This is a genomic window from Olleya sp. NP1-10 (assembly GCF_055804415.1).
The window spans coordinates 3,133,756-3,151,529 of the sequence record NZ_CM147840.1 but is presented as its reverse complement, the minus strand read 5'-3'; the positions used below and the strand labels follow the sequence as shown (position 1 = coordinate 3,151,529).

Sequence of the window (17,774 nt, the reverse complement as noted above, 5' to 3'; positions counted from 1 at the left end):
CAAATGGAAGCTCCAGATAACGAGAGTTTTAGAGACTCGATAGCAACAATAAATGAAGACGGTAAACGCGCTTGGATTTTTCCTAAAAAACCAAGTGGTAAGTTTTACGACTACAGGAAAATTGTAAGTTATGTTTTATTAGCCTTTTTATTTGCAGCTCCATTTGTTAAAATTAATGGTAATCAGTTTTTACTGTTTAATGTTTTAGAGCGTCGTTTCAATATTTTTGGATTTCCGTTTTGGCCTCAAGATTTTCACTTATTTGTAATCTCAATGATTATTGGTGTTGTCTTTATAACCTTATTTACTGTTGCTTTTGGGCGTATATTTTGTGGATGGATTTGTCCTCAAACTATATTTCTAGAAATGGTATTTAGACGTATTGAATATTGGATAGATGGAGACAGAGGTGCACAAATGAAACTTAAACGCTCTAAATGGACACCTCAAAAAATAAGAAAACGAATTTTAAAACATACCATTTTTGTTATTATTTCATTTTTAATAGCTAATGTGTTTTTAGCCTATTTGATTGGTAGTGATAAATTATTAAATTATGTAACAGAAGGTCCTTTTAAGCATTTATCAACATTATTTCCATTATTAATATTTACTGGTTTATTCTACTTTGTATTTTCCTGGTTTAGAGAGCAAGTTTGTATTATTGCTTGTCCTTATGGACGTTTACAAGGTGTACTTTTAGATAACAAATCTATAATAGTAGCTTATGACCATAAAAGAGGAGAAGGAGATAACGGTCGAAAAAAATTCCGTAAAAACGAAGACAGAGCAGCTTCAGGACATGGAGATTGTATAGATTGTATGCAATGTGTTAATGTATGTCCAACTGGTATAGATATCAGAAACGGAACACAGTTAGAATGCGTTAATTGTACAGCTTGTATTGACGAGTGTGATACAATTATGGATAAAGTTGGATTGCCTAAAGGGTTAATCCGTTATGCTAGCGAAGATAATATAGAGAAAAAAGAACCTTTTAAACTCACAACACGCCTTAAAGCATACATAGTAGTTTTGGTCATATTAACAGGTGTATTATTTGCAATGCTTCAATTACGTAATGATGTAGAAGCACGAGTACTTAGGTTACCAGGTCAATTGTACGAGCATAAAGAAAATAACATTATAAGCAACGTCTTTACCTATAAATTAGTTAATAAAACAACACAACAAATTGAAAATGTTAGCTTTAAATTACAAGACTACCAAGGTACTATCAAATTAGTATCTACAGACCATAGTTTTGTGGTTCCTGAGCAAGGATTAGCAGAAGGAACGTTGTTTATAGAGTTAAATGAAAACGATTTAAAAGGAGATAAAACCAAATTAACTATACAAGTTTATAGTGGTCAAAAATTAATAGAAACCACAACAGTTAACTTTTTAGGACCAAGAAGCTATAATTAAAATACAGTATTATGAAATTAAATTGGGGAACAGCAGTCGTAATAGCATTTATATTATTTATAAGCTTTATCATGTACTTTGTAATAGCCATGAATACAGACAAAAGTTTAGATCATGACTTGGTAAATGATAATTATTACAAGCAAGAGTTAGAATATCAAAACGATATTAATAAAGAAAAAAATGCTAAAACTTTAGCATCTAAATTAACCTGGGAAAAAACACCAGAAGGTATGCAAATACACTTTCCTAAAGAGTTAGATTATAAAAAAATAAAAGGACAAGTGTTCCTATACAGACCATCTAATAAGCAATTAGACTTCAATACCACAATTTTGTTGTCTAACCACACTTTGCTCATACCTGACAATCGTTTGTTAGATGGTCGTTGGAACCTTAAAATAGACTGGTCTTACAACAACAATAACTATATGTTTAAAGATCAAATACAATACTAATGTTACTTACAGCATTCATATTTGGATTATTAGGAAGTTTTCACTGCGTTGGTATGTGTGGTCCAATAGCCTTTATGTTGCCTGTTGACAGAAGTAATTCAATTAAAAAAATATCACAAATCACAGCTTATCACATTGGTCGTTTATTAGCCTATACTATTATTGGGCTAATTTTCGGGCTAATAGGTAAAAGCTTGTATATATTTGGATTACAACAAAAATTATCCATCATAATTGGTGTGTTAATGATAGTTGTGATTGTATTTCCATATAAAAAAATAGGTCAAAATTTTATAGTAAAACCTATTTACAAAGCTATAGGTTTTGTAAAAAAACAAATGGGACAGGCCTTAAAAAAGAAAACAGCAGACACCTTTTTAACCATTGGTTTTTTAAACGGTTTTTTACCATGTGGATTAGTTTACATGGCAGTTTTTGGAGCCATAGCAACAGGTACAGCATGGCAAGGCGGTTTGTATATGTCTTTTTTTGGATTAGGTACCATACCCTTAATGACCACAGCTATTTACTTAGGTAAATTTTTAAATGCACAAGTTAAACAACGTATTCAAAAAGCCATCCCTGTGTTTATAGTCATTATTGGTCTCTTATTTATTTTACGTGGCTTAGGTCTTGGTATTCCTTATCTATCTCCAACACCTGTCGTAGAAATGGTTAGTAGCGCTATAGATTGCCATTAAAATAATAACGCTTTCGCGGAAATTTTGCCAGATAGCTAGTAACTTATAATTTAATTGTAAATTAGTGGAGGCTAAATAATTTTTTAATTCTGTATTTAAATGAAAAACATAGTATTACTTACCGATTTTTCCAATAGTTCAAAAAATGCAATGCACTACGCATTACAGTTATTTGCAAACCAAACTATAAATTTTCATTTGGTTTATGTGCATAAAGCATCTGGATTTACTTCAGCAGATTTAATGACTACAGGTAATGATAATCTATATGCTTCAATAGTAAAATCGCCAAAAGAAGATTTAGAAGATTTAATTGTAACGCTTCAAAATTCATTTAAAAACAAACAACACAATTTCACAACACATATAGATTATGATGTGTTTACAGATGCAATTAATCAGTTAGTAGACACTAAAAATATAGATTTAATTGTAATGGGTACTAATGGTGTAACAGGTGCAGATGAGGTTGTTTTTGGTAGTCACACATTAAATGTTATTAGAAAGGTAATTTGTCCTACATTAATAATACCAAAAGATTTTAAATTTACTAAACCAAATAATGTATTATTACCTTTAGATTTAAAAGACCGATTAACAGCACAACGTTTAAACAACATTTTAAGCGTAATAGGTAAGGACAATGGACATTTTCATGTATTACGTATTAATCAAGATAATACAGATGTAACCTTTGATGATCAAGCAGTTTTAAAGCAATTATTACAAGATAGTCTTTACAATTATTACAATATATCAAACGTGCCAATGCATTATGTAATTGATACATATGTGCAAACAAATACTATAGATCTAGAAGTGTTTATAATCCAAAAAACAAGCTTTTTAGAACGCTTGTTTTCTGGATCACCAATTACTAAACACAGTAAGATTGCAGTAGTACCACTTTTTATATTACACGATTAAATAATTTAGTTTAATGTAGGTATTATTTGGTCTTCTTCCAAAACGGTAAGTAATAATTTTGCGTATTGATTTATAATTTTACTGCTATTTTCAGGGTCAATAATATCTATATAACCTTTCCAAACTAAGGTTCTGTCTTTAGTTGGACACAAACAGTACACTGAGGTTTCTGCATTGTAGACTTGATATTCTTTATAATTATCGGGATTAAAATATTGATCCTGATACATTAAATAGTCATCCTTAAACTTGTTATGGTTTAACATTTGAAAATTTTTCTTGTATTGTATCTTGTTTTTTATAGCAGCTACTTTAGTAAATATGACAGCATCATAACCTTCGGTTAAAAGTTGATTTTCTATGACTTTTAATTCGGTTTCTGTGCGTTCTTTTTCTAAAAATGAAGTATCAAATTTAGTTAAGCTTGTATTAGCCTCTAAACCTCTTAAAGTTAATTGACTTTGTAGTTTGTTTTCAAATTTTGCTCTGACTTCATTATCTTTAGTAAGCCCTATCACTAAAACTTTGTTTAGAGTAAAGTCATTAGCTTCTGGACTAATCCAATGTTCTTTTAACTTAGTAGATGCACAATTTAAGAAAGTTAAGCTAAGTAAAAGTATGATTAATTTTTTCATGATTTTGTTACTGTTTATGATCTTGTTTATCAATTTTCATTAAGTCTTTTACTAATTTAAAAATTTCAAATTTTACAGCTTTATAATCGTAAAAAAACTGACTTATAATTTTAGTAAATGCAACATGATTTGTTTTGTATTGTTGTTCTTTGTCTAGCTCGTCAATACCATCAATCATGATAGTTAGTTGATCTTCATGAGTTGTTAAGTCTGTAATTAATTTATGATTACCTCTTTTAGTACGTTGTAAAGCAGTTGCTGCATTTTGTGCTTTAATATAAATATCGTCGTTACTTATTTTTTGAGAGTAATCTGATATTAGATCTTCTAAAAATAGCTGCTCGTCTTTAATAAAGTGTAATTCTGATAACCATGTTTTGGTCATTTCGTGCATGCGGTCTGCACTATACCATTGTGTTGTTGTGGGTTGAGTTTTCATGTTGTATAGGTGTTTAAGGATTAATTTGTATTATTTCTGGAATTATTAAAAACGGAATGTGAGGTTTTATTCCTATTTTCTTTATTACAGGTTCATGTAGTATTCTTTTAACAATATTGTGTTTGTAGTTTACCATTATAAGCAGGTCTATATTCAGTTTTTCAATAAATTCGTTAATTATGGTTTCTTTTTTATTGTAATTAGAAATAGAATGGTAATGGGTTTCAATACTATTAAATCCTTGTTTTAAAATAGATAGATTATACTTCTGAATTTTATTTAAAGGTCTGTTTCCTTTAATGTTTAAAACCCTTAAAATAGCATTATGCTCGACGGTTATTTGTTTGATTAGGTTTATTTCACTTTCACTATAAAACCTATTTAAATCCGTAGGAAATAACACTTGTTGTATGGGCTGATGATTAAAATCATCAGGAATTATAAATATTGGACTATTAGTAATGGCATCCATAATATATTTTGTAGTAGTCCCAAATAGACTTGGTTTAAGTTTACAAGTCTGTTTTGTACCCATAATAATTTTATGAATGGAATACTTTTTTAAGCAAGACTTAATAGCTTTTGGTAAGCTTAAAAACTCGATTAATGTTTCAAAACTGTGTAAATTGTTTGAGTAGTTTTTTAAAATTTGTTCTTTAAAATCTTGTAACTGAATATTTGATTGTTCTATGATGCTTTTTAAAGTTAAAGCCGACATGTTTTCAATTGTTGAAGGTTTTAAAGGGTGTGTATGTAGTAAATAAAATTTACATACTTGCGCTTGATAATATTGTAAAATATATACAATAGCATTCCATGAATTTTTAGAAAAATCTGTAGGTATTAGTATATGCTTCATAACAATCAATTTTAAGGTCTACTTAAAGTTAATTGATTGATAACTTATAAAATATGATATATATTAGGTTTAATAAAAAAGCCTCTTATAATTTAATTATAAGAGGCTTATGGTATTATATTTACTAGCTGTTTTAATCTATCCTAAATGTTAAAACAGGTAATGCTGCGTGGTTTGCAATGTCCTCAGAGATACTACCACTTAAAAAGTGACTAAATCCTGTACGACCATGTGTTGCAATAGCTATGGCGTCTGCTCCAGTAACATTAGCGTAACTAAGTACACCTTTTTCAACGCTATAATCTGAAATAAATTCTACTTCTGATAATTTATCTAAATTACCATCTGCTTTTTGTAAAAAGTTGACAACTGTTTGTTCCATTTCTGAAGTACTATTAAAGTTTTCTCCAGGAGTGTTAATATATACTAAATGAATATTAGAACCTAAAGTTTCAAATAATTTACTAGCTTTTAAATATGGATTGACACTACTTTCTGTAAAGTCTGATGCAAACACAACATTATCAAAACTTAAAGTCGTTGGCTTGTTTTTTATTACAAGAACAGGTACTTCTGCATTTCTTACAACTTTTTCAGTATTAGAACCAATAAAGATTTCTTTTAGTCCGCTAGATCCATGAGATCCCATTACAATTAAATCTGCGCTGTGTGATTTAGCAACTTCGTTAACTTCACTAAATACTTTAAAGTGTTTTACTATAGGTGTAACTGTAACGTCTTTTAGATAATCTTGCTCTAAAAATTCGTTAAAACGTTTTTCGGCTAATTTTAATAAAAATAATGATTCAGATTGTTGTTCAGATTCACCTTGTGTTAATATAGTTTCAGAGATTTCTAACATATGTAAAGCTAATATTTCTGCATTATATTTTTTAGCTAAAATAGCTGCAGATTCTAAAGCAAAGCTAGAGTGATTAGAAAAGTCTACTGGTACAATTATTTTTTTCATTTTTAGTTTTTTAAGAGGTTATGTTGTTAGTTTAAAAGTAATAAATTTTAAATATAAAATGGTTGTTTTTATATATTGTTTAACAACTTATATTGTCATTGAAAATAGTTGTGTTTCTGGTTTGTTACGTTGTAATAATACATCAAAAGCCATACATATATTTCGTACAAATGGTTTTCCTTTTTCTGTGATATAAATTTTATTAGTTTCTATAACTAGTAAACCATCGTCTTGCATTTCGCTTAATTTGTAAAGGACTTCTGGTAATTCTTCAAAATACAAGCTATCATCAATCCAATTAGTATTAAAGTGACACATTAAATTTAGTATATGCTGTCTGATAATTAAGTCTTCCTGGTTTAAAATATGTCCTCTGTAAACAGGTATGCAATTGTTGTCCAATAGGTCATAATAAGATGCTATACTTTTTACATTTTGTGCAAAAGCATACCAACTATCACTAATAGAAGACACACCAAGTCCAATCATTACTTTTGTTTTAGAGGAAGTGTAACCCATAAAATTACGATGCATAGTTTCTGACTGGCTAGCTTTATAAAGCGCATCTGTTGGTAAAGCAAAATGATCCATACCAATATCGTAATAACCAGCAGCAACCAATAATTGTTTTCCTAATAGGTATTGGTTTTGTTTGCTAGTTGCAGATGGTAAGTCACTATCCTTAAAACCACGTTGTCCATTACCTTTTATCCAAGGGACGTGTGCGTAGCTGTAAAAAGCAATGCGATCAGGTTGTAGTTGTTTGGTTTTATTAATAGTCTCTTTAACATGAGCTTCAGTTTGAAAAGGTAATCCAAAAATAATATCATGACTAATAGAAGTATAACCTATTTTTCTTGCTAATTGAGTTACTTTTTTTACGTTTTCAAAAGGTTGAATACGATGTATCGCTTTTTGAACAACAGGATTATAATCTTGTACACCAAAACTAACACGATTAAAACCTAAGTCATGTAGGATTTGTAAGTGACTTTCTGTGGTGTTATTTGGATGTCCTTCAAAGCTAAACTCGTAATTTTCAGCTAAGTTAGCTTTGTGTTTAATACTGTTTATTAAAAGTTTTAAGTTTTCAGAATCAAAAAAAGTAGGAGTTCCACCTCCAAGATGAAGCTCTTTTATTACAGGTTTTTCAACCAATAAATCACAATATAATTGCCACTCTTTTATAATTGCTTTTATGTATGGTATCTCTACATCGTGACGTTTAGTTATTCGTTTGTTACAACCACAAAACGTACAAAGACTTTCGCAAAAAGGAAGGTGTATATATAAACTAATACCTTCAGTGCTGTTGCTTTGGTCAAATGCTTTTTTTAAATTTTGTTTCCATTGTTTTAATGAAAAAGCTTCAGGATCCCAATACGGAACCGTTGGATAGCTAGTATATCTAGGACCAGAAACATTATATTTATTGACTAACGAGACGCACATATATTTTTTATTTATACTTCAAAATTAGGTGGTTTTAATCAAGTAGTATATGACAAATATCATGTCTTTAAATTTTGTCTTTTCAATATGAAATAGCTTTTCAAAGTCTATTAATGTTAATTTAAAACTAATTAGATTGCTGTTGTAACGATAATTCTTACATTTATTTAATTCAAAAAAATAATAATAAGACTCCCATATTTGAAAACTAAAAAACCAGCATACAAGAAAAAAAGATACCTTTTACCCATACTAGTTTTATTAATTTTGTTGGCAGTAAGACTGTATTTGCCAACGTATGTAAAAAATTATGTAAACAAAGTTTTAGCAGATATACCAGGTTATTATGGTGAGGTAAAAAGTATAGATATTTCACTTATAAGAGGAGCTTATGTTATTAACGGATTGTACTTAAATAAAGTAGATGCAAATACACAAGTTCCGTTTTTAAATTTCCCAAAATCAGATATTTCAGTAGAGTGGAAGTCTATTTTTGATGGTAAAGTAGTTGCTGAAATTATTATGAGCAACCCAGAAGTTATTTATGTGTTTGAAGACCAGCAATCCACACCTGAAGATGGATTGCCTGAAGTTGAAGATTGGACCAAAGCTTTAACGGACTTGGTACCATTAAAGATTAACCATTTTCAAGTACATAATGGAAAAGTCGCTTTTGTACAATTATCTGCAGAACCTAACGTAGATTTATCCATAAGTAAGTTAGAGTTAACAGCAGATAATTTACGTAACGTTATAGAAAAAGAACGCATACTTCCCTCTCCAGTTACAGCAACTGGAGTGTCGTTTGGTGGTGGACAAGTCCAGTTAAACGGAAATGTGAATATTATAAAAGAAATCCCTGATATGGATTTAGCATTTTCACTTGAAAAAGCTAATGCTACAGCATTAAATGATTTTACAAATTATTATGCAGGAATTGATTTTGAAAGTGGTACAGTAGAGTTGTTTAGCGAAATTGCAATTGCAGATGGATATCTAAAAGGTTACATGAAACCATTATTGACAGATAGTAAACTAATTGGTAAAGAAGATGGGTTTTTAGAAACCCTTTGGGAAGGATTAGTTGGCTTTTTTAAGTTTGTCCTTAAAAATCAAAAAACAGATACACTAGCCACCCAAATACCTATTGAAGGAGATTTAAATAATGTAGAAACTGGTGTTTGGACGACTATTGGTGGTATTTTTAAAAATGCTTGGATTAAAGCTTTTAGAGGTGAAACTGACGACACTATTAATTTTGATGATGCTATTGATGGTGCAGATCAATTAACCAGAGAAGAAAAAAGAGAAGCACGAAAAGTAGCTAGAGAAGAACGACGAGAAGCACGTAAAAATGAATACTAATTAATGTCCTACAATTTCAAATCTTTCAAATAATTGTAATCTATAATATTAAGGTCGTTAACGACAACATTAGCTTGACTGTAATCTTGGTTTTTTGAGTGTAAACTATCATAACCAATACAAAAACTACCAGCAGCTTTAGCAGCTTTAATTCCGTTTGTAGAGTCTTCAATAACAATACATTCCTCTTGATTATATCCAGCTAATTTAGCAGCTTTTTCAAAAATTTCAGGATGAGGTTTAGAGGCTTTTAAATCTGCGCCACTAATTTTAGCTTTAAAATACTGGTCTAATTCAAAACGTGTAAAGACTTTGTTTATAGTTCCCATAGACGCTGATGAAGCTAAAATTAAAGTAATTCCGTTATGGTGATAGTCCTTAATAATTTTTAAAACACCATCAATTAATTTTAAACTAGGATCACTATGGAATAATCCTGAAAAGATTTCCCGTTTACAAAGCATTAATTCTTTTGGATCGTTTTGTAAACCAAAAACATCACATAATTTTTTGCAAACATTGATAGTAGATTGTCCTGTAGTAGACTCGTATAATGCTTTTGATACCTCAATATTAAATTGATCAAACATCAAAAAATAGGCTTTTTTATGTAAAGGTTCAGTGTCTACAATAACACCATCCATATCAAATAATACTGCTTTAACCATTTGTTTTTTTATTTAATGCGAATATACTTATTATGAGCTTTTTTACACACTATATTTTTTTCTAAGTCCTAATTGCAATATTTTGCAGTACAATTTTAAAATATGATTTACTTATTTATTTTTATAGTATTTGTTGGACTAGTTGCGTATGCGTTTTATCTAATGAAGCCTAAAGCTCTCAAACAATTTCCTAAACATTGGCATAAATTATTATTAGATAATGTGTTGTTTTATAAAAAGTTATCAGTTAAAGATCAATCAGTTTTTAGACAACGCATGTTGTTGTTTTTAAGCGAGGTAAATATAGATGCAGTCAACACAACTATTGAAGATATAGATAAAGTATTATTAGCCTCAAGTGCTATCATACCAGTATTTGGATTTAAGGAGTGGAGTTACAATAATTTATCTGGTATCATTGTTTATCCAGATAAGTTTAATGCAGATTTACAGTTTTCTGATCTAGATAAGGATAAAAAAATATTAGGTATGGTTGGGACTGGTCGTTTTGATAAGCAAATGATTTTATCTCAAAAAGCCATTAGACATGCTTTTTTAAATAAAACAGATAAACATAATACTCCAATTCATGAATTCGTTCATTTACTTGACAAAATGGATGGAGATACAGACGGAATTCCAGAATACTTTTTAGGTAAAGAATATATACAACCCTGGTTAACTTTAATGCATGAAGAAATGGAAGCCATTAATAACGACCAATCTGATATAAGAAAATATGGAGGCACCAGTCAAGCTGAATTTTTTGCTGTAGCTTCAGAATATTTTTTTGAAAGACCTAAACTATTCAAGCAAAAACATCCTGAGTTGTTCAATATGCTTTCCATATGTTTTCAGCAATCTAAAGCTGTTAAAAATTGATTTGCCAATTAGTTTTACTGTAACTATTGGTTAACTTTACAATTAAAATTAATAATATGTTAGAGGAGTTACAACAGCATTATGGGTATTTGTTTGAAGATGAATTAATTCAAGAAATAAATAATGTTGGGACATATAAAGATATATCTGAAGGTTTTAAATTAATCGAAATTGGAGACTACATCAAGTCTATGCCTCTTTTAGTTAGTGGAGCAATTAAAATTTTAAGAGAAGATAAAGATGGTGACGAGTTGATTTTATACTTTATAGAGCAAGGCGATACTTGTGCAATGACTTTATCTTGTTGTCTTGGTAATGCTAAAAGCGAAATTAGAGCTATAGCAGAAACTGATACTAAATTAATTATGGTTCCGGTAGCTAAAATGGAAGAGTGGTTAGGTAAGTACAAGAGTTGGAGACAATTTGTATTACAAAGCTATCATAATCGTATGTCAGAATTGCTAGAAGCTATTGATACTATTGCATTTTTGAAAATGGACAAACGCTTGTTTAAATATTTAAAAGACAAAGCAATGGTAAATCATAACGAGTTAATACACGTTACTCATCAAGAAATAGCTAGAGACTTACATACCTCACGTGTGGTTATATCAAGGCTTTTAAAAACATTAGAACTTGATGGTAAAATTGAATTACACCGAAACAACATAAAAGTCATAGATTTATAATAGTGTAACCTTTGTTACTATTAATACTAAATATCATAGTTACATTTGACAATATAAATTTTCAAATTAATGGATTTACAGCAAATAGTAACATATTTAGGAGCCTTTTTAATTGGAGCTATATTAGGATTGATAGGAGGAGGAGGTTCTATCTTAACAGTACCTTTATTGGTCTATTTTTTAGGTTTTAATCCTGTAATAGCTACAGCATATTCATTATTTGTAGTAGGATCCTCATCATTAGTTGGTGTAATTCAAAAATTTAGAAAAGGCTTAGTCGATTTTAAAATTGGTTTAGCATTTTCATTTCCTTCTTTTTTAGCAGTCTATTTATCAAGACGTTTTCTTGTGCCTGCAATACCAGATAATCTTTTTACTATAGGTGGTTTTACGGTAACAAAAGCTATGGCTATCATGGTATTTTTTGCATTAATCATGTTTATAGCAGCTTTTTCAATGATTAAAACCAAAAAGGAGGTTACTAATGTTACTGTGTCTCAACCGTATTATAAAACCTTTATTCAAGGTATTATAATAGGGTTAATCACTGGTCTTATTGGTGCAGGAGGAGGCTTTTTATACGTTCCTGCTTTAGTACTTTGGGCAGGATTAGATATGAAAAAAGCAGTAGGTACCTCTTTAGTTATAGTCGCGATAAATTCATTAATAGGGTTTTCGGGAGATGCACAAACATTAGCAATAGATTGGCATTTTCTGTTAAGTTTTTCTTTATTAACTATAATAGGAATCTTAATTGGAGGCTATTTTTCTAAATTTGTATCAGGAAAAAAATTAAAAAAGAGTTTTGGTTGGTTTGTTTTAGTGATGTCTATTTACATTATTTTAAAAGAGCTAGTTTTAAAATAATGTAACAAAAGTTGCTGTACAAACTTAAAAACATTAGTAAATTTGAATAATTAAGTAAAAAAGTTTTGCCTTTTGGCGAAATTATTGATAATACAGATAAAAATAAAATATATGAAGGTAGAACAAATTTATACAGGATGCTTAGCACATGCAGCCTATTATATAGAAAGTAATGGAGAAGCTGCAATCATAGATCCATTAAGAGAAGTACAGCCTTATATTAATAAAGCAAAAGCAGATAATGCTAAAATCAAATATATTTTTGAAACACATTTTCATGCAGATTTTGTGTCTGGTCATTTAGATTTAAAAGCTAAATCTGTAGCTCAAATTGTATTTGGTCCAACTGCAAATCCATCTTATGACGCAATAATAGCAGAAGATGGTCAAATATTTGAAATAGGTGATTATAAAATAAAAGCACTCCATACTCCTGGTCATACTATGGAAAGTACAACGTACCTTTTAATAGATGAAAATAATAAGGAGCATGGTATTATAACAGGAGATACTTTATTTATTGGTGATGTTGGTCGTCCAGATTTAGCACAAAAAATAGCTTCAGATTTAACACAAGAAAAATTAGCTGGTTTATTATATGATTCGCTTCGTAACAAAATCATGCCTTTAAGTGACGATTTAATCGTATATCCAAATCATGGTGCAGGTTCTGCTTGTGGTAAAAATATGAGTAAAGAAACAACAGATACTTTAGGTAACCAGAAAAAAGTGAATTATGCCTTGCGTGCAGATATGACTAAAGAAGAATTTATAGCTGAATTATTAGATGGTTTGTCAGAACCTCCAGCATATTTTCCTCAAAACGTTATGATGAATATTCGAGGTTATGAAAGCTTTGATAAAGTCATGACAAAATCGCAAACGCCATTAGCTCCAAAAGCTTTTGAAGCAACAGCAAACGAAACGGAAGCCATTGTTTTAGACGTACGTCACCAATCAGAATTTATTAAAGGACACATACCTCGATCTATTTTTATTGGTATTGATGGTGGGTTTGCACCTTGGGTTGGTGCATTAATTGCAGACGTTAGTCAACCTATTTTACTAGTGGCTCCAGAAGGTAGAGAAGAAGAAGTTATTACGCGTTTATCTCGTGTTGGTTTTGATAACGTTATTGGTTATTTAGATGGTAGTTTTAAAGCATGGAAAGATTCTGGAATGGAGTATGATACCTTAACATCTATTTCTGCAGAAGAGTTTGCAAACAGATACCAAGAGAATAAAGATGTTATTTTTGATGTAAGAAAAGATGGTGAGTTTACAGCCGAGCATGTTGATGGAGCAAATCATACGGCTTTAGATAGTATTAATAGTCATTTAAGCCAATTCCCTGAAGACAAACCTTTTTATGTACATTGTGCTGGTGGTTATAGATCTGTAATTGCTGCGTCAATTTTAAAAAGCAGAGGTATACATAATTTAATAGATATAGCTGGTGGTTATGGAGCTATTAAAAAAACAAATATTCCTAGAACAGACTTTGTTTGTCCATCTACATTAAACTAAAAAACTTAGTTTTTTAGTTATAAAAAGCGCGTATTGCAATCTTGCAATACGCGCTTTTTATGTAACAAAAGTTACTAATAATACGTCCTGTATTTATTAATTTTATAGTAAATAAATTATAAATGAAACACATAATTATCATGTCAATATTTACAGCCCTTTTTGGTTCTAAAACATCAAATAACAATTATATTAAAGTATTAAGCGCTCAAGAGTTTAAAGCACAAATCACAAACAAAAATGTGCAGTTAATAGATGTTAGAACTCCAAAAGAATACAATTCAGGACATATTAAAAACGCAAAAAATATTGACTTTTTTTCAAGTAAATTTAATGCTCAATTTGATAAGTTAGATAAAGATAAAGCAATATATGTATACTGTAGAAGTGGTAGTAGAAGTAAGCAGGCTTCTAAAAAAATAGTAACCTTAGGTTTTAAAGAAATTTACGACTTAAAAGGAGGTTTTTTAAATTATAATTAGTTTCAAAAAAATATAAAACACATAAATATGAAAACATCAATAATAGTACAAAATTTAAAATGTGGTGGTTGTGCAAACACAATTCAAACTAAATTATCTGAAATTGAAAATATATCAGATATTAAAGTAGATGTAGAGGCAAGTAAAGTTCAATTTACTTACACTAAAGAGGAAGATGCTTTTGCAGTGCAAGACAAATTAAAAGTTTTAGGCTATCCTTCAATAGAAGATACAAATAATATACTATCAAAAGCTAAATCTTTTGTTAGCTGTGCAACTGGCAAGCTTTCAAAATAATAAAAGTTAAAATGAAAAAAGTAATTGCATTTGGAGTATTAATAGTTGCGATTTTGGGTTGTAAAAATACAAAAAGTGAAGCTTATTCTGTATTTGACAAGCAAATGGAAGCTAATAAGCATCCAGGGAAAAAGTTAATGGAAATTAATTGTTATACCTGTCACAGTCCATCTGCTAGTCAATCAGATAGGATTGGGCCACCAATGATCGCTATTAAAAAGCATTACATTGACAAAAATACAACTAAAGCACAATTTGTAGAAAATATGCAAGCATGGATTAAAAATCCTAATGTCCAGGAAGCAAAAATGATTGGAGCAGTAAAACGTTTTGGTGTAATGCCTAAACAATCCTTTCCAAAAGAAACAATTACTAAAATAGCCGAGTATATGTTTGATTACAGTATTGATCAACCAGATTGGTTTGAAAAGCATTATAATGAAGAAAAAGGGCATGGTAATGGGGTTGGAAACAGCCAACAAAAAGAGACTAAGCAGCAACAAGTAGACGTAAATTATCATGATTTACCTTATTCAGAACGTGGTCTAAAATATGCATTATCAACAAAAGCAGTATTAGGTAAAAACCTAATGGGTTCCATTCAAAAAAGGAACCTTAGGTGCTTTAGCTTTTTGTAACGAAAAAGCTTATCCACTAACAGATAGTATGTCAGTAATACATAATGCTACTATAAAAAGAGTGTCAGATAAGCCAAGAAATCAAAATAATTTAGCAAATAAAAAAGAATTGACGTATATTAATTCTTTTAAAAACGATATTAAAAATAATACAGAGCCTAATCCAATAGTTGATGTCCTAGATGATACAATACAGGTATATTATCCAATTATAACAAACAGCATGTGCTTACAATGTCATGGTAAACCAAATCAAGATATAGAAATGCCAACATTAAAGAGCCTTGCTAATTTATATCCTGATGATAAGGCTGTAGGTTATGATTTAAATCAAGTTAGAGGGATTTGGAGTATTAGGTTTGATAAATAAATGATATAAATAATGAGTAAATTTTCAGAAATAATCAATCAAGATCAACCTGTTTTAGTAGATTTTTATGCAGAGTGGTGTGGACCTTGTAAAACTATGAGCCCTATTTTAAAGGATGTAAAAGACAATTTAAAAGACCGAGTTTCGATTATTAAAATTGATGTAGATAAAAATCAAGAATTAGCATCTAAATATCAAGTTAGAGGAGTGCCAACATTATTGCTATTTAAAAAAGGAAAACAAGTTTGGAGACAATCAGGTGTGCTTCAAAAAAACCAATTAATTGATGTTATAACTGCTACCTATTAATGGATTTAAGCGCAGATTTTTGGGATAATAGATACCAATCCAATGATATTGGTTGGGATTTAGGTGCTATTTCTCCACCTTTAAAAGCTTATTTTGATCAGTTAACCAATTTGGATTTAAAAATTTTAATTCCTGGTGGAGGTAATAGTTATGAGGCTGAATACCTCTATGAGAAAGGTTTCAAAAATGTATATGTAGTCGATTTATCTAAAACAGCTTTAGATAATTTTAAAAAAAGAGTACCATCTTTTCCTATTTCAAATTTAATTTTAAACAATTTTTTTGACTTAAATCAGACGTTTGATTTAATTGTTGAACAAACTTTTTTTGTGCTATTAATCCCATTTTAAGAGCTGATTATTCTAAAAAAGCTTCAGAAGTATTAAACCTTGAAGGTAAGGTTGTAGGCTTATTATTTGATGCAGTTTTAAATACAACTCATCCACCGTTTGGAGGTCATAAAACAGAGTATTTAAACTATTTTAAACCTTATTTTAATATAAAGGTTATGGATGAAGCGTATAACTCTATAAAACCAAGAGCAGGTCGAGAATTGTTTTTTATTATTCAGAAAAATAGTAACTAAAAAGGTGTCTTAAAACTGATAAATGTCATATTAATTGTGATAGTACATTAGTAATTTTACAGTATTAATTAATGATACAATTTTTACATTATGATATCTCAAAACATTGCATTATACAATTGGAACAACGGAGTAATTATGATTGCTATTTTTGCTCTTGTTTGTTTAGGACTTATTGGTTTATTAGTAAGCTCTATGGCAAATAGTGATAGAAAAGATGACGAAGCAAAAGAAAGATAATTTAAAACATTACAGATAATAATTTAAAAAGCGCATATTATGCGCTTTTTTTTATGCAATAAAGTGTTTGTTTTAGCTATTGTTAACACTTATAATAGTATAGGGAATACGCATGGTTTAAGTCACAAATGTTACAAACCAACTTGCACTTCTAGAGTAATTTTATACTATAAAATAATTAAAACTCGATATACTATGAATACATTAGAAACAACACAACAAGAAGTTTTTGCAATGCCAAGAATAGGAGACAAGGCACCAGAATTTAAAGCAGTAACAACTCAAGGAGATATTAATTATCCTTCAGATTATAAAGGTAAATGGTCTATATTATTTAGTCATCCAGCAGATTTTACGCCTGTTTGTACGTCTGAATTTATGACATTTGCACATTTAGAAGAAAAATTTGAAAAAGCAAATTGTAGTCTTATCGGTTTGTCAATTGATGGTTTGTACAGTCACATTGCTTGGTTAAGAACGATTAAAGATAAAATTGAATTTAATGGAATGAAAAACATTGAAGTTAAATTTCCTTTAATTGAGGACATCTCGATGGAAGTAGCCAAAAAATACGGAATGATTCAACCAGGTGAAAGTAAAACGCAAGCGGTTAGAGCGGTCTTTTTTGTAGATCCAAACGAAACTGTTAGAGCTATCATTTATTACCCATTAAGTTTAGGTCGTAATTTTGATGAGTTATACAGAGCCTTAATTGCAATGCAAACATCAGACAAATTTAATGTAGCGACTCCAGCAGATTGGAATCCTGGTGACGATGTAATTGTATCTCCAGCTGGATCTTGTGGTGTCGCAGAAGAGCGTATGACCTCTACTGAGGATTTAGACTGTAAAGATTGGTTTTTCTGTACTAAAAAATTAGATAAGGATTTAGTATTGGATTCAATCTTAAAAAAGTAATTAAAACTAATTATAAATAACAAAAAAGCCTCATTTTCGAGGTTTTTTGTGATAAAGGTTACACAGC

The 17,774-nt window shown here is 29.8% G+C and carries 23 protein-coding genes; 17 read left to right on the top strand and 6 right to left on the bottom strand.

Annotated elements, in window-relative coordinates:
* The first annotated feature begins 3 nt into the window (after nucleotides 1-3).
* The 4 genes from ccoG (at nucleotide 4) to AC0L4B_RS14830 (ending at nucleotide 3,514) form a co-directional block, all read left to right on the top strand.
* Nucleotides 4-1,428, top strand: a complete 1,425-nt coding sequence (gene ccoG, locus AC0L4B_RS14845) for a cytochrome c oxidase accessory protein CcoG (protein ID WP_473437616.1) — start codon at nucleotides 4-6, stop codon at nucleotides 1,426-1,428.
* A gap of 11 nt (nucleotides 1,429-1,439) precedes the next feature.
* On the top strand, nucleotides 1,440-1,886 hold the full coding sequence (locus tag AC0L4B_RS14840) for a FixH family protein (protein ID WP_473437615.1): 447 nt from the start codon (nucleotides 1,440-1,442) through the stop codon (nucleotides 1,884-1,886).
* The gene (locus tag AC0L4B_RS14835) at nucleotides 1,886-2,587 is read left to right on the top strand and encodes a sulfite exporter TauE/SafE family protein (protein WP_473437614.1); all 702 of its coding nucleotides are present in this window, start codon (nucleotides 1,886-1,888) and stop codon (nucleotides 2,585-2,587) included. The genes AC0L4B_RS14840 and AC0L4B_RS14835 overlap by 1 nt, the downstream gene beginning before the upstream one ends.
* A gap of 99 nt (nucleotides 2,588-2,686) precedes the next feature.
* Nucleotides 2,687-3,514 (top strand): universal stress protein, encoded by an 828-nt coding sequence (locus AC0L4B_RS14830; RefSeq protein WP_473437613.1) that lies wholly within the window; start codon nucleotides 2,687-2,689, stop codon nucleotides 3,512-3,514.
* 5 nt (nucleotides 3,515-3,519) lie between these two features.
* Here the strand turns inward: AC0L4B_RS14830 and AC0L4B_RS14825 are convergent, their stop codons facing one another.
* From AC0L4B_RS14825 to hemN, 5 genes are all read right to left on the bottom strand, one after another.
* Nucleotides 3,520-4,149, bottom strand: coding sequence for a hypothetical protein (locus tag AC0L4B_RS14825; protein WP_473437612.1), 630 nt, complete (start codon nucleotides 4,147-4,149; stop codon nucleotides 3,520-3,522).
* A gap of 7 nt (nucleotides 4,150-4,156) precedes the next feature.
* Nucleotides 4,157-4,588, bottom strand: coding sequence for a hypothetical protein (locus tag AC0L4B_RS14820; protein ID WP_473437611.1), 432 nt, complete (start codon nucleotides 4,586-4,588; stop codon nucleotides 4,157-4,159).
* Nucleotides 4,589-4,601: 13 nt separating this feature from the next.
* Nucleotides 4,602-5,447, bottom strand: coding sequence for a universal stress protein (locus tag AC0L4B_RS14815; protein WP_473437610.1), 846 nt, complete (start codon nucleotides 5,445-5,447; stop codon nucleotides 4,602-4,604).
* Between the two features lie 133 nt (nucleotides 5,448-5,580).
* Nucleotides 5,581-6,417 carry a universal stress protein gene (locus AC0L4B_RS14810; RefSeq protein ID WP_473437609.1) on the bottom strand — a complete coding sequence of 279 codons (837 nt, stop codon included), beginning with the start codon at nucleotides 6,415-6,417 and terminating at the stop codon, nucleotides 5,581-5,583.
* Nucleotides 6,418-6,504: 87 nt separating this feature from the next.
* A complete protein-coding gene (hemN, locus tag AC0L4B_RS14805; RefSeq protein ID WP_473437608.1) occupies nucleotides 6,505-7,869 on the bottom strand; it encodes an oxygen-independent coproporphyrinogen III oxidase in 1,365 nt (454 codons plus the stop codon).
* 201 nt (nucleotides 7,870-8,070) lie between these two features.
* On the opposite strand from hemN, the gene AC0L4B_RS14800 reads away from it, so the two are divergent.
* Nucleotides 8,071-9,234, top strand: coding sequence for a DUF748 domain-containing protein (locus tag AC0L4B_RS14800; RefSeq protein ID WP_473437607.1), 1,164 nt, complete (start codon nucleotides 8,071-8,073; stop codon nucleotides 9,232-9,234).
* 8 nt (nucleotides 9,235-9,242) lie between these two features.
* On the opposite strand, the gene AC0L4B_RS14795 is transcribed toward AC0L4B_RS14800, so the two are convergent.
* The gene (locus AC0L4B_RS14795; protein WP_473437606.1) at nucleotides 9,243-9,902 is read right to left on the bottom strand and encodes an HAD family hydrolase; all 660 of its coding nucleotides are present in this window, start codon (nucleotides 9,900-9,902) and stop codon (nucleotides 9,243-9,245) included.
* Nucleotides 9,903-10,004: 102 nt separating this feature from the next.
* Here AC0L4B_RS14795 and AC0L4B_RS14790 point away from each other — a divergent pair, with 102 nt between their 5' ends.
* The 12 genes from AC0L4B_RS14790 (at nucleotide 10,005) to AC0L4B_RS14735 (ending at nucleotide 17,707) form a co-directional block, all read left to right on the top strand.
* Entirely contained in the window at nucleotides 10,005-10,784 is a 780-nt protein-coding gene (locus AC0L4B_RS14790) for a M90 family metallopeptidase (RefSeq protein ID WP_473437605.1), read from the top strand.
* 56 nt (nucleotides 10,785-10,840) lie between these two features.
* On the top strand, nucleotides 10,841-11,473 hold the full coding sequence (locus tag AC0L4B_RS14785; RefSeq protein WP_473437604.1) for a Crp/Fnr family transcriptional regulator: 633 nt from the start codon (nucleotides 10,841-10,843) through the stop codon (nucleotides 11,471-11,473).
* Nucleotides 11,474-11,542: 69 nt separating this feature from the next.
* Nucleotides 11,543-12,340, top strand: coding sequence for a sulfite exporter TauE/SafE family protein (locus tag AC0L4B_RS14780; RefSeq protein ID WP_473437603.1), 798 nt, complete (start codon nucleotides 11,543-11,545; stop codon nucleotides 12,338-12,340).
* A gap of 111 nt (nucleotides 12,341-12,451) precedes the next feature.
* Nucleotides 12,452-13,867 carry an MBL fold metallo-hydrolase gene (locus AC0L4B_RS14775; protein WP_473437602.1) on the top strand — a complete coding sequence of 472 codons (1,416 nt, stop codon included), beginning with the start codon at nucleotides 12,452-12,454 and terminating at the stop codon, nucleotides 13,865-13,867.
* A 122-nt stretch (nucleotides 13,868-13,989) separates the two neighbouring features.
* Nucleotides 13,990-14,349 (top strand): rhodanese-like domain-containing protein, encoded by a 360-nt coding sequence (locus AC0L4B_RS14770; RefSeq protein ID WP_473437601.1) that lies wholly within the window; start codon nucleotides 13,990-13,992, stop codon nucleotides 14,347-14,349.
* A gap of 27 nt (nucleotides 14,350-14,376) precedes the next feature.
* Nucleotides 14,377-14,646, top strand: coding sequence for a heavy-metal-associated domain-containing protein (locus AC0L4B_RS14765; protein ID WP_473437600.1), 270 nt, complete (start codon nucleotides 14,377-14,379; stop codon nucleotides 14,644-14,646).
* Between the two features lie 11 nt (nucleotides 14,647-14,657).
* Nucleotides 14,658-15,284 carry a cytochrome c family protein gene (locus AC0L4B_RS14760; protein ID WP_473437599.1) on the top strand — a complete coding sequence of 209 codons (627 nt, stop codon included), beginning with the start codon at nucleotides 14,658-14,660 and terminating at the stop codon, nucleotides 15,282-15,284.
* A gap of 28 nt (nucleotides 15,285-15,312) precedes the next feature.
* Nucleotides 15,313-15,654 (top strand): Tll0287-like domain-containing protein, encoded by a 342-nt coding sequence (locus AC0L4B_RS14755; protein WP_473437598.1) that lies wholly within the window; start codon nucleotides 15,313-15,315, stop codon nucleotides 15,652-15,654.
* Between the two features lie 12 nt (nucleotides 15,655-15,666).
* Nucleotides 15,667-15,963, top strand: coding sequence for a thioredoxin (gene trxA, locus AC0L4B_RS14750; protein WP_036600384.1), 297 nt, complete (start codon nucleotides 15,667-15,669; stop codon nucleotides 15,961-15,963).
* Nucleotides 15,963-16,313, top strand: coding sequence for a methyltransferase domain-containing protein (locus AC0L4B_RS14745; protein WP_473437597.1), 351 nt, complete (start codon nucleotides 15,963-15,965; stop codon nucleotides 16,311-16,313). Before trxA ends, AC0L4B_RS14745 begins: the two co-directional genes overlap by 1 nt.
* 326 nt (nucleotides 16,314-16,639) lie before the next feature.
* Nucleotides 16,640-16,789, top strand: coding sequence for a hypothetical protein (locus AC0L4B_RS14740; RefSeq protein ID WP_473437596.1), 150 nt, complete (start codon nucleotides 16,640-16,642; stop codon nucleotides 16,787-16,789).
* Between the two features lie 195 nt (nucleotides 16,790-16,984).
* Entirely contained in the window at nucleotides 16,985-17,707 is a 723-nt protein-coding gene (locus tag AC0L4B_RS14735) for a peroxiredoxin (protein ID WP_145001415.1), read from the top strand.
* Nucleotides 17,708-17,774 lie beyond the last annotated feature (67 nt).